The sequence below is a fragment of the Modestobacter marinus genome (assembly GCF_011758655.1).
Classification (GTDB): Bacteria; Actinomycetota; Actinomycetes; order Mycobacteriales; family Geodermatophilaceae; genus Modestobacter; species Modestobacter marinus.
Genome location: NZ_JAAMPA010000001.1, coordinates 754,235 through 766,488, shown reverse-complemented (window position 1 = coordinate 766,488; position 12,254 = coordinate 754,235). Strand labels below are relative to the sequence as shown.

Below are 12,254 nucleotides of genomic sequence, written 5' to 3'. Positions count from 1 at the left end.
TCCACCGAGGAGAGAACTGATCATGCGTTCGAAGAACCCCCTGGCCGCTGCGGCCGCCGTCGCGACCGCCCTGGCGCTGAGCGCCTGCGGTGGGGGCAGCGCCGAGCTGTCGGCCGAGGACGAGGCGCTGCGCGTCGGGGCCTCCTCGGTGCCGCACGCGGAGATCCTCCGCTTCGTCGACGAGGAGCTGGCCGACGACGCCGGCCTGGACCTGGAGATCGTCGAGTTCACCGACTACGTCCAGCCCAACGTGGCCCTGGACGACGGCTCGATCGACGCCAACTACTTCCAGACGATCCCCTACCTGGAGGAGCAGGAGGCCAATGCCGGCTACGACTTCACCGCGCTGGAGCCGGTGCACATCGAGCCGCTGGGCATCTACTCCGACTCCCTCACCAGCCTGGCGGACCTGCCGGACGGCGCCACGGTCGCGATCCCCAACGACCCGACCAACGCCGGGCGGGCGCTGGAGCTGCTGGCCGCCAACGACCTGATCACGCTGGCCGACACCGGTGACGCGGCGCCCACCGCGCTCGACGTCGAGGGCAACCCGAAGGACCTGCAGATCCAGGAGATCGAGGCCGCGCAGCTGCCCCGCTCGCTGGCCGACGTGGACGCCGCGGTGATCAACGGCAACTACGCGATCGACGCCGACCTGTCGCCGGCCGAGGACGCCCTCGCGCTGGAGGAGGCCGAGGGCAACCCCAACGCCAACCTCGTCGTCGTGCGCACCGGCACCGAGGACGACGAGCGGATCGGCCAGCTCGAGGAGCTGCTGCACTCCGACGAGGTGCGGACCTTCATCGAGGAGACCTACGAGGGCGCGGTCATCCCCGCCTTCTGACCCGTCCCGCGTCCACCGCGTTCCCGCGTTCCACCAGAATGGCCATTTTGGTGGAACGCGGGGTCGGGGTCAGGGTTCGACGACGACGTCCGGGCCCCGGCGGACGGCCCGGCGGACCCGCAGCCGCAGCACCTGCCCGAACCGCTTGACCAGCCCGGAGTAGCCCGGCGCGGGGCCGTGGTAGCCGAGGAAGCCGCGCGGGCCGGAGACCATCTCGCCGGTGGAGGTGTCGTAGCGGGCCTGGTGCCACGGGCAGACCAGGCAGCCCTCGGCGTCGACGTGGCCGTCGGACAGGTCGGCGAGCTGGTGCCGGCAGCGGCGGGAGACCGCGGCCAGCCGGTCGCCGGTGTTGACCACCGCCCACGGGCCGGCGCGGCGCACGGCGCCCGGTGGCAGGTCGGCGGCGGGGACGGAGTCGGGCACGGGTCCTCCTTGTCTCGGTGGGTGCCCGGTCCACTACCCGTCGCAGCAGGCGGCAGACGTGGCGCGGCGGAACGGCCGGAACCGTCGGTGGCCGGTGGGACGGTCGTCGCCTCGGCCGTCCGACCGAGTGCAGTCTTTCCCGAGGAGGAGACATGCCCACTCGCGACACCGCCTGGCCCCCCGGCGCCCCGTGCTGGGTCGACCTGGGCACCCCCGACGTCGACGCCGCCCGCGCCTTCTACGCCGGGTTCCTCGACTGGGGGTACGAGGCACCCGGCCCCGACGCCGGGGGGTACGTGATGTGCCGGAAGGACGGTCGGGACGCCGCCGGCCTCGGGCCGCAGCAGGACCCGGCCGACCCGTCGCGCTGGACGACGTACTTCGCCACCGACGACGCCGACGCGACGGCCGCCCGGGTGACCGAGGCCGGGGGCACGGTGCTCGCCCCGCCGATGGACGTCGGCCAGGCCGGCCGGATGGCGATCGTCGCCGACCCGCAGGGCAACCCGTTCGGTCTCTGGCAGGCCGGCACCACCACGGGGGTGCAGGTGTTCAACGAGCCGGGCTCGCTGGTGTGGAACGAGGCCGCCGTCGACGACCCGGCCGCGGCCCGGGAGTTCTACACCGCCGTGTTCGACTTCTCCTGGGAGGAGCTCCCGGACGCCGACGGCTACTGCACCTTCGCCACCGGCGACCGCCCGCTGGGCGGGCTGGGGGGCGTGGTCGAGGGGCTGCCCCGCGGCTGGGGTGCGTGCTTCGCGGTGGCCGACACCGACGCGGCGGTGCGCGCGGTCGAGTCCGGCGGCGGGAAGGTGCTGATGCCCGCCGAGGACACCCCGTTCGGCCGGTTCGCCGTGGCCACCGACCCGTGGGGTGCCGTCTTCTCGGTCATGCAGGAGCCGGCCGGCTGAGCCGGCGCCCGGTCCGCCGGTCCGGGGGTGGTGTGGCCCTCCACCACCCCCGGCGCGGCGTGATCGGCGACGATGGACCCATGCGTCTCCTCTCCCGGCTGCTCGTCCCCCTGGCCGTCGGTGTGCCCGCCGTGCTCCTGACCGCGGGGCCGGCCCTCGCTGTCGAGCCGTTCGCCCCGACCGAGCAGCTGGTCGACCAGGCCGACGTCCTGGACGCCGGTGAGGAGGCCGAGGTCGAGTCCGCGCTGCAGGAGCTGGAGGCCGAGGACGGCACCCAGCTCTACGTCGTCTACGTCGACTCCTTCGACGGGCTGGAGCCCGGTACCTGGGTCGACCAGGCCTTCGACCAGGGCCTGGGCGCCAACGACGTGTTGCTGGCGGTGTCCCCGAGCGAGGAGCAGGTCGGGTACCAGACCGGGCCGGGTACCGGCATCGCCGACCGGGCGGAGCTGGACCAACTGGTCGACGCCTCGGCCAGGCCGGAGCTGCAGGAAGGCGACTGGGCGGGCGCGGCCGTGGCGATGGCCGAGGCGTTGCAGGTCGACGAGGCGGGTTCGGCGGCCGGGTCCGATGCCGGCGGGGACGGCGGTGGGGGAGCCCTCGCCGTGCTGGTCGGGATCGCCGTCGTCGGTGGTGGCGGCTACGCCCTGCTGAAGAGCCGGCGGCGGAAGAAGCAGCAGGCCGTCGCCGCCCGGGCGGCGGAGGAGCGCGCCGCCGCCGAGGCCGCGGCCCGTGACCCGCACCACGGCACCTCCACCGAGCAGCTGACCTTCCGGGCGAGCCAAGAGCTGCTCGACCTCGACGAGGCGGTCAAGACCTCCGAGCTGGACCTCGCCTACGCCCGTGCGCAGTACGGCGAGCAGTCGGTCGCCGGCTTCCAGGAGGCGCTCAACCGGTCCAAGGGCGAGCTCTCCCAGGCGTTCGCCCTGCGGCAGGAGCTGGACGACGAGTTCCCCGAGGACGAGCCCACCCAGCGCCGGATGCTCACCCAGCTGCTGCAGCTCACCGCGTCCGCCGACGCGCGGCTGTCCGAGCAGGCCGAGGCCTACGCACAGCTGCGGCACCTGCAGGAGTCCGCGCCCGAGACGCTGGCCGCGCTCACCCCGGCGATCCAGGGGGTCCGCGACCGGATCCCGGCGACCGAGGCGACGCTGGCGGACCTGCAGCAGCGCTACGCCCGGTCGGCCTGGGCGCCGGTCGCCGACAACGTGACCGAGGCGCGCACCCGCACCGAGTTCGCCGAGCAGGCGGTCGCCTCCGGCCGGACCGAGCTCGAGCAGGGCCGGCCGGCCGGGGCGGTCCCGGCGATCCGCGCGGCCGAGGACGCACTCGCGCAGAGTCGCACCCTGCTGGACGCGGTGGGCCGGCTCGCCGAGGAGCTGAGCGGAAGCGGCGCGCGGTTCGACGAGGTGCGCGCGGAGACCGAGCGGGACATCGCCGAGGCCCAGGCGATGCTGTCCCGCGGCGTCGACACCCCGGGGCTGCGGGAGCAGCTCGCCCGGGCGGAGAGCGCGCTGGCCGGCAGCACCGCGGAGCTGCAGCCGCGGAACGGTGCCCTGCCCGACCCGCTGGCCGTCGTCCGGCGGCTGGACGAGGCGGACCTGGCCCTGGAGGCGGCGCTGGAGCCGGCGCGTGACGTCCGCCAGCAGCAGGAGCGGGCGGTGGCCCACCTGCAGCAGGCCATCCGGGCCGCGGACTCGTCGGTCACCGTCGCCGAGGACTTCATCTCCACCCGGCGCGGTGCGGTCGGCAGCTCCGCGCGCACCCGGCTGGCCGAGGCCGAGCGGCACCTGGACGAGGCCTCCCGATCCGCGGCCACGGACCCGATCACCGCGCTGCGGGCGGCCCAGCGCGCCGACGGCCTGGCCCGGCAGGCGCTGACCGCCGCCCAGCAGGACGTCGAGGAGTACATGGCCGGCGGCTACGGCGGCGGGTACGGCCGCCCCGGCTACGGCCGGGGACCGCGACGCGGCTACGGCGGCGGGGGGTTCGGCGGAGGGTTCGCCGGAGGGGTGGCCGGCGGCATGCTCGGCAGCATCCTGCTGGGCGGTCTGGGTGGCGGCTACGGCGGCGGCTTCGGCGGCGGCGACGGTGGTGGCGGGGACTTCGGCGGTGGCGGGGGCTTCGGCGGCGGGGACTTCGGCGGCGGCGGGGGCTTCGGGGGCGGCGACTTCGGTGGCGGCGGCGACTTCTGACTCCTGGCCGGGCCCCCGCCCGGGCACGCCTCGGAGCGTCGTCCGCCGGTCACAACACCATCACGCCTCCCCCCACCCGTCCCACCTCGTGAGAAGGGTGTGTTAGTCATGCATCTCCAGAAGGCCTTCGGCGGCCGTCGCGGCGCACCGGCGCGCCCACGGGCCGCCACCCATGAGAACGAGGTAGCGGATGAACTCCGTGTCCAGGAGCGGCCGGCGTGCGCTGGTCGCCACAGCGGGCATCACGGCGATGGCCTTGGCGCTGTCGGCGTGCGGCGGCGACAGCGACAGTGACGGTGAGGGCGGTGGCTCCGGTGGGGGCGCGCTGACCATCGGCACGACCGACAAGATCACCACGATCGACCCGGCCGGTTCGTACGACAACGGCTCCTTCGCCGTGATGAACCAGGTCTACCCGTTCCTGATGAACACCCCCTACGGCAGCCCGGACGTCGAGCCGGACATCGCCGAGTCGGCCGAGTTCACCTCGCCCACCGAGTACACGGTGACGCTGAAGGACGGGCTGACCTTCGCCAACGGCAACGAGCTCACCGCCTCGGACGTGAAGTTCTCCTTCGACCGCATGGTCGCGATCAACGACGAGAACGGCCCGGCGTCGCTGCTCTACAACCTGGAGAGCGTCGACGCCCCGGACGACACGACCGTGGTGTTCAACCTGAAGTCGGAGAACGACCAGGTCTTCCCGCAGATCCTGTCCAGCCCGGCCGGCCCGATCGTCGACGAGGACGTCTTCGCCGCCGATGCGCTGACCCCGGACCAGGAGATCGTCGACGGCAACGCCTTCGCCGGCCCCTACGCGATCACCAACTACGACCAGAACAACCTGGTCTCCTACGAGGCCTTCGACGGCTACCAAGGCCTGCTCGGTGCCCCGGAGACCGACACGGTCAACGTCGCCTACTACACGGACGCCTCGAACCTGAAGCTGGACGTGCAGGAGGGCAACATCGACGTCGCGTGGCGGAGCCTGTCCGCGACCGACATCGAGGACCTCCGCGGCAACGACCAGGTCCAGGTGCTCGACGGTCCTGGCGGCGAGATCCGCTACATCACGTTCAACTTCGACACCCAGCCCTACGGTGCGACCACCGCTGAGGCCGACCCGGCCAAGGCCCTCGCCGTCCGTCAGGCCGTCGCCGACCTGATCGACCGCGAGGAGCTGGCCGACCAGGTCTACAAGGGCACCTACACCCCGCTGTACTCCTACGTGCCCGAGGGCCTGACCGGCGCGATCGAGCCGCTCATGGAGCAGTACGGCGACGGTTCCGGTGGCGCCGACGCCGACAAGGCCGCGCAGCGGCTGCAGGCGGCCGGTGTGGAGACGCCGGTGGAGCTGAACCTGCAGTTCTCCAACGACCACTACGGCCCGTCCTCGGGTGACGAGTACGCGCTGATCAAGAACCAGCTGGAGAGCACGGGGCTGTTCACGGTCAACCTGCAGACCACCGAGTGGGTGCAGTACTCCAAGGACCGCACCACCGACGTCTACCCGGCCTACCAGCTCGGCTGGTTCCCCGACTACTCGGACGCGGACAACTACCTCACGCCGTTCTTCCTCACGGAGAACTTCCTGTCCAACCACTACTCGGACCAGGAGGTGAACGACCTGATCCTGCAGCAGGCCACCACCGCCGACCCGGCCGAGCGGCAGGCGCTGATCGAGGAGATCCAGACGAAGGTCGCCGAGGACCTGTCCACGGTCCCGTACCTGCAGGGGGCCCAGGTCGCCGTCGTCGGCACCGACGTCTCCGGCGCCGAGGACACCCTCGACGCGTCGTTCAAGTTCCGCTACGGCGCCCTCTCCAAGGGCTGACCTCAGCCGGACAGCGCACCACGCAGCCCCGGGTGACCCGCAGTGCGGGTCACCCGGGGTTCGGTGCGTCCGGATCGGCGTGTCGAACGCACGAGCACACCTGATGGACTGGGAGCGATGACCACCACGACCACGGAGCCCACGACGGGCTCCACCGAGCCCGCCGGCGAGGCGACCCCGGCTCGCAAGCGCCGCAGCGGGGGTGGCGGGCTGGGCAGCTACGTCCTCATCCGCTTCCTGCTGATCTTCCCGACGATCTTCATCCTGGTGACGACCGTCTTCTTCCTGATGCGCGCCACCGGCGACCCGATCACCGCCGCGCTCGGTGGCCGGCTGCCCGCCGACCAGCTGGCCGAGCGGATCAGCCAGGCCGGCTACGACCGCCCGCTGTTCACCCAGTACCTGGAGTACCTGGGCAACCTGCTGCAGGGCGACTTCGGCACCACGCTCAGCGACCGCCGGCCGGTCAGCGAGGTGCTGACCACCTTCGGCGCGGCGACCCTCGAGCTGTCGGTGTACGCGCTGATCGTCGCCTTCGTCATCGGCATCCCGCTGGGCATGATCGCGGCCTACTTCCGCGACCGGACGCCGGACGCGCTGCTGCGGGTCTTCGCGATCCTCTGCTACGCGACCCCGGTCTTCTTCGCCGGTCTGCTGCTCAAGCTGATCTTCTCGGTCTGGCTGGACTGGCTGCCGGTCGCCGGCCGCGCCTCCACCATCGCCGAGATCCAGCTGCAGAGCGTGGACAACCCCACCGGCATCGCCCTCGTCGACGCGATCCAGACCGGCGACGGCGAGGTCATCAGCGACGTCCTGCAGCACGCGATCCTGCCCTCGCTCGCCCTCGGGCTGCTCACCGCCGGGGTGTTCCTCCGGCTGGTGCGCACCAACGTGATCGGCACGCTGGGCACCGGCTACGTCGAGGCGGCCCGTTCGCGCGGCGTGGCGGAGTCCCGGCTGCTGCGCAAGCACGCCTACCGGCCGGCGCTGATCCCGATCATCACCGTCATCGGGCTGCAGACCGCGCTGCTGCTTGTCGGGGCGGTGCTCACCGAGACCACCTTCGAGTGGCGCGGCCTGGGCTTCCAGCTGTCCCAGTACCTGCAGGCGCGCGACTTCGTGGCGGTGCAGGGGATCGTGGTCCTGCTCGCCGTCATCGTCGCCGTCACCAACTTCATCGTCGACGTCATCGCGGCGCTCATCGACCCCCGGGTGAGGTACTGACCATGGCGACCGCCGTCACCACCCCCGAGCAGGCCGGACGACGACGCTCCTGGCGCCGCCTGCCGATCGTGCACCAGCTGCGGCAGAGCGTCGGCCTGCAGCGCGGCATGCTGATCGCCGGCCTCGTGCTGATGGGCGTCTTCGTCGTCACCGCGGTCTTCGCGCCGCTGCTGGCGCCCTACGAGTACGGCCAGCTGCGGGACGACCAGGGCACCTTCGGCGCCCAGCAGGCGCCCTCGGCCGAGCACTGGCTGGGCACCACGGTCGGTGGCTACGACGTGCTGTCCCGGGTCATCTGGGGCTCGCGCACCGCGCTGTACGTGATCGTCGTCGCCGTGCTGCTGTCGATCGTGCTGGGCGTGCTGCTCGGTCTGGTCTCCGGCTACTTCGGCGGCTGGCTGGACCGCATCCTGGTGGTCATCGCCGACGCCGTCTACGCCTTCCCGACGCTGCTGCTGGCGATCGTCGTCGCCATCGTGATCAGCGGCGGGCAGTCCAGCATGTGGGGCGGCATCTTCGCCGCCGCCATCTCGATCACCGTCGTGTTCATCCCGCAGTACTTCCGGGTGGTGCGGGCCGAGACGGTGCGGGTCAAGGCCGAGGCGTACGTCGAGTCGGCGAAGGTGATCGGTGCCAGCAACCGGCGGATCATGACCCGGCACGTGCTCCGCAACGCCACCCGTACGTTGCCGCTGATCCTCACGCTGAACGCCTCCGAGGCGATCCTCACCCTCGCCGGGCTGGGCTTCCTCGGCCTGGGCATCCAGCCCACCGCCGCGGCGGAGTGGGGCTACGACCTCAACCGGGCGCTGTCGGACGTCTCCAGCGGCATCTGGTGGACGTCGGTCTTCCCCGGTGCGGCGATCGTGCTGACCGTGCTGGGGCTGACCCTGGTCGGCGAGAGCCTCAACGACCTCGCCGACCCCCGGCTGCGCACCCGCCGCCGCGTCGCCGACGTCCCCGAGGACGTGCCGGAGGACGCCCCGGCCGGCACGCCCGAGGTGGCGGCCGTGCCCGGCGGCACCCTGTCCGGCCCCGACGGTGTCGGCGCCCCGCACACCGGAGGGACCCGAGCATGAGCGTCGTCGACATCAAGGACCTGCAGGTCTCCTTCGCCACGGACGCCGGCAGCGTCGCCGCGGTCAAGGACGTCAGCCTCCAGGTGCAGGCCGGTGAGGTGCTGGCGATCGTCGGGGAGAGCGGCAGCGGCAAGACCGTGACCGCGCGCAGCATCCTCGGCCTGCTCCCCGAGACCGCCCGGGTGCGCGGCGCGGTGGTGCTCGGCACCAAGGACGGCACCGGCGAGCACGACGTCGTCCCGCTGCGGGGGGCGCAGCTGCGGGAGGTGCGCGGCCAGGACGCCGCCATGGTGTTCCAGGAGCCCTCGACCTCGCTGAACCCGGTCTACACCGTCGGCTGGCAGATCGCCGAGGGGCTGCGGGCGCACGGGAAGCTGAGCAAGAAGGAGGCGCGGGTCAAGGCGATCGACGTGCTGCGCCGGGTCGGCATCCCCGACCCGGAGGAGCGCGTCGACCACTACCCGCACCAGTTCTCCGGCGGGCAGAAGCAGCGCATCGTCATCGCGCAGGCGCTCGTGCTCGACCCCGGCGTGATCATCGCCGACGAGCCGACGACGGCCCTCGACGTGACCGTGCAGGCCGAGATCCTCGACCTGCTGCGCCGCTGCCGGGACGAGTTCGGTGCCGCGATCGTGCTGATCACGCACAACATGGGGGTCGTCGCCGACCTCGCCGACCGGGTCGCGGTCATGTACCAGGGCCGGATCGTCGAGCAGGCCGACGTCCGCACGCTGTTCTCCGCCCCGCGGGACCCCTACACCCAGCAGCTGCTGGCCGCCGTCCCGCGGCTGGGGCAGGGCGTGGAGCGCACCCGGGAGCGGGCCGCCGGCCGGACGCCGGGCTGGGAGACGGCCACCCCGGTGGTCGAGGCGCGCGACCTGCGGATCGTCTACCCCGGCCGGCTGCGCCAGCCCGACTTCGTCGCCGTCGACGGGGTCAGCTTCGCCATCCGCCCGGGTGAGGTGCTCGGCCTGGTGGGCGAGTCCGGCAGTGGCAAGACCACGATCGGCCGGGCCATCGCCGGGTTGACCAAGGTCGGCGGCGGATCGCTGCAGGTGCTGGGCACCGAGATGAACGGCATGAAGGAGCGCGCGTTCCGGCCGGTGCGCGAGCGCATCGGGTTCGTCTTCCAGGACCCGGCGTCCAGCTTCAACCCGCTGCTCACCATCGCCGAGGCGGTGGCCGAGCCGCTGGTGGTGCACAAGCGCGCCAAGGACCCGGCCGCGGCGCGGGCCCGGGTCGACGAGCTGCTGGAGGCGGTGCAGCTGCCGAAGGCGTTCGGCGACCGGTACCCGCACGAGCTCTCCGGTGGTCAGCGGCAGCGCGCCAGCCTGGCCCGCGGGCTGGCCCTGGAGCCGGAGCTGCTCATCGCCGACGAGCCGACCTCGGCGCTGGACGTCTCGGTGCAGGCCCGGGTGCTGGAGCTCTTCGACGAGCTGCAGCGGGAGCTGGGGTTCGCGGCGCTGTTCATCAGCCACGACCTCGCCGTGGTCGACCTGCTGGCCGACCGGATCGCGGTGCTCTACCGCGGCCGGCTGGTCGAGGAGGGGACGGGCGCCGAGGTGCTCGGCGCCCCGAAGCACCCGTACACGCAGCGGCTGCTCGCCTCCCTGCCGGTCCCGGACCCGGACGAGCAGGCCACCCGCCGCACCCAGCTCCAGTCCCTGCGCGCCACTGAGTAGAAGGGCATCCCTCGGCCCCCCTGCAGGGGCCCGCCGCGAGCGTGCGAGTGGTGGGGGGCAGGGGGGGCCTTCTTCAGCGGGTGCGGCCGCGGGGCTTGAGGGGGAGCGGGGGCAGGGCGGGGGCGCCGAGCCGGTAGCCGTCGAAACCGGGGACGTCGGCGAACCGGTCGCCCTCGGCCCACTGAGCGGCGTACTCGGCGATCTCCTCGCCCGAGCGGCCGACGAAGTTCCACCACATGACGATCCGCTCCTCGAACGGCTCGCCGCCCAGCAGCAGGAGCTGGGCGGCGTCGTCGGCGCGCAGCCGCACGGTCCGCCGCCCCGACCCGAGGTAGAGCATCGCCCCGGGGGTGAGCGGCACGCCCTCGACGTCGGCGGACCCCGAGGCGGTGAGCACCGCGTACTCGAAGTCCGGCTCCAGCGGCAGCTCCACGTCGGCGCCGGCGGAGAGCGCCAGGTCGACGCCGACCAGCGGGCTGTGCGCCGTCCCGGGTGACGTCGCGCCGGCCATCTCGCCCATGAGCACGGTCGCCCGGACGCCGTCGGAGTCGAAGCCGGGCAGCGCGGTGTGGTGCTCGAAGTCCGGGGCGACGTCGCGGACGGCGTCGGGCAGCGCCACCCACAGCTGCGCGCCGTGCAGGTGGCGCGGGTGCACGGCGGGCGACTGCTCGGCGTGCGCGATCGCGTGCCCGGCGGTCATCAGGGCCAGCTCCCGGGGTCGGATCAGCACGTCGCTGCCGAGGGAGTCGCGATGGCGCACCTCGCCGTCCAGCAGCCAGGAGACCGTCTGTAGCCCGGTGTGCGGGTGCGGGAGCACCTGCATGCCCTCGGAGCCGAACACGTCGTCCGGGCCGTAGTGGTCGACGAAGGCCCAGGCGCCGACCAGCCGCCGGCCGAGGGTGGGCAGCAGCCGGCGGACGTGCGTGCCCTCCCCGAGCAGCACCTCCTTGCCCGGGAGCAGGTCCAGTGCGGGGCCGGCCGACGCCTGGGCGCGCCCGCCCAGCTCGTGCGCCGGGGGCCGGGGCTCGAGGTTGCTCATGGCGGTCTTCCTACTCGCTCTGGCCGCGCACGTCGCCGTGGGCGACCCGGGCGGCCGGGATCGTGCCGAGCCGGCCGGCGGAGGCGTCGGACATCGCGTCCAGCACCTCCTGCCGGGTGTTCATCACGAACGGCCCGTACATCGCGATCGGCTCGCGGATCGGCAGGCCGCCGAGGACGACGACGTCCAGGTCGGGCGTGCGCGCCTCGGCGTGCCGGTCGCCGGGCCGGGTGCCGTGCACGGTCACCGTGTCGCCGGGGCCGAGGACGGCGAGCTGCCCGGTGTGCACCGGGGCGCCGTCGATGCCCACTGCCCCGGAGCCGGAGAGCACGTAGACCAGCGCGTTGAAGTCCGGACGCCAGGGCAGGTCCAGCGAGGCGCCGGGGGAGACGGTGGCGTGCACCATCGCCATCGGCGTGTACGTGCTGCCCGGGCCGCGGTGCCCGCCGACGTCGCCGGCGATCACCCGCAGCAGCGCACCGCCGTCCGGGCTGGCCAGCAGCACCGACTGGCGCGCCCGCAGGTCCTGGTACCGCGGCTCCACCCACTTCTGCGCCGCGGGCAGGTTCACCCACAGCTGCAGGCCGTGGAACAGCCCGCCGCTGAGCACCAGCGACTCCGGCGGCCGCTCGATGTGCAGGACGCCGCCGCCGGCGGTCATCCACTGGGTGTCGCCGTCGCTGATCGTGCCGCCGCCCCCGTGGCTGTCGGCGTGCTCGAAGGTGCCGTCGAGCAGGTAGGTGACGGTCTCGAAGCCGCGGTGCGGGTGCCAGGAGGTGCCCTTGGGCTCGCCGGGGGCGTACTCGACCGCGCCCATCTGGTCCATGTGCAGGAACGGGTCGAGGGCGCGCAGGTCGACGCCGGCGAAGGCGCGCCGCACCGGGAAGCCCTCGCCCTCGAAGCCGGACGGCGCGGTCGTCACCGAGCGGACCCGGCGGCGGACGGTGCGGGGCGCGGGCAGGGGTACGCGGGCGAGGACGGTGGTGTCCTCGACGGTGACGGCGGGCATGGTGACCTCACTCC

Annotated in this window: 10 protein-coding genes; 7 read left to right on the top strand and 3 right to left on the bottom strand. The window is 73.3% G+C overall.

Features of this window, described 5'->3' with window-relative positions; translation table 11 throughout:
* Nucleotides 1–22 precede the first annotated feature (22 nt).
* On the top strand, nucleotides 23–844 hold the full coding sequence (locus FB380_RS03635) for a MetQ/NlpA family ABC transporter substrate-binding protein (RefSeq protein WP_166753886.1): 822 nt from the start codon (nucleotides 23–25) through the stop codon (nucleotides 842–844).
* Between the two features lie 69 nt (nucleotides 845–913).
* Here the strand turns inward: FB380_RS03635 and FB380_RS03630 are convergent, their stop codons facing one another.
* Entirely contained in the window at nucleotides 914–1,267 is a 354-nt protein-coding gene (locus FB380_RS03630) for a Rieske (2Fe-2S) protein (RefSeq protein ID WP_166753885.1), read from the bottom strand.
* A gap of 152 nt (nucleotides 1,268–1,419) precedes the next feature.
* Here FB380_RS03630 and FB380_RS03625 point away from each other — a divergent pair, with 152 nt between their 5' ends.
* From FB380_RS03625 to FB380_RS03600, 6 genes are all read left to right on the top strand, one after another.
* Entirely contained in the window at nucleotides 1,420–2,178 is a 759-nt protein-coding gene (locus tag FB380_RS03625) for a VOC family protein (RefSeq protein WP_166753884.1), read from the top strand.
* An 80-nt stretch (nucleotides 2,179–2,258) separates the two neighbouring features.
* Nucleotides 2,259–4,373 carry a TPM domain-containing protein gene (locus tag FB380_RS25260; protein WP_166753883.1) on the top strand — a complete coding sequence of 705 codons (2,115 nt, stop codon included), beginning with the start codon at nucleotides 2,259–2,261 and terminating at the stop codon, nucleotides 4,371–4,373.
* Between the two features lie 190 nt (nucleotides 4,374–4,563).
* Nucleotides 4,564–6,207: an ABC transporter substrate-binding protein gene (locus FB380_RS03615; protein ID WP_166753882.1), complete on the top strand. Its 1,644-nt coding sequence runs from the start codon at nucleotides 4,564–4,566 to the stop codon at nucleotides 6,205–6,207.
* Nucleotides 6,208–6,324: 117 nt separating this feature from the next.
* Nucleotides 6,325–7,431 carry an ABC transporter permease gene (locus FB380_RS03610; protein ID WP_166753881.1) on the top strand — a complete coding sequence of 369 codons (1,107 nt, stop codon included), beginning with the start codon at nucleotides 6,325–6,327 and terminating at the stop codon, nucleotides 7,429–7,431.
* A gap of 2 nt (nucleotides 7,432–7,433) precedes the next feature.
* A complete protein-coding gene (locus tag FB380_RS03605; protein WP_166753880.1) occupies nucleotides 7,434–8,510 on the top strand; it encodes an ABC transporter permease in 1,077 nt (358 codons plus the stop codon).
* Complete coding sequence (locus tag FB380_RS03600) at nucleotides 8,507–10,192, top strand: ABC transporter ATP-binding protein (RefSeq protein WP_166753879.1); 1,686 nt, start codon at nucleotides 8,507–8,509, stop codon at nucleotides 10,190–10,192. The genes FB380_RS03605 and FB380_RS03600 overlap by 4 nt, the downstream gene beginning before the upstream one ends.
* Before the next feature lie 73 nt (nucleotides 10,193–10,265).
* Here the strand turns inward: FB380_RS03600 and FB380_RS03595 are convergent, their stop codons facing one another.
* Both FB380_RS03595 and FB380_RS03590 read right to left on the bottom strand, forming a co-directional pair.
* Nucleotides 10,266–11,231, bottom strand: a complete 966-nt coding sequence (locus FB380_RS03595) for a pirin family protein (RefSeq protein ID WP_166753878.1) — start codon at nucleotides 11,229–11,231, stop codon at nucleotides 10,266–10,268.
* A gap of 10 nt (nucleotides 11,232–11,241) precedes the next feature.
* Entirely contained in the window at nucleotides 11,242–12,240 is a 999-nt protein-coding gene (locus FB380_RS03590; RefSeq protein ID WP_166753877.1) for a pirin family protein, read from the bottom strand.
* Between the last annotated feature and the right edge of the window lie 14 nt (nucleotides 12,241–12,254).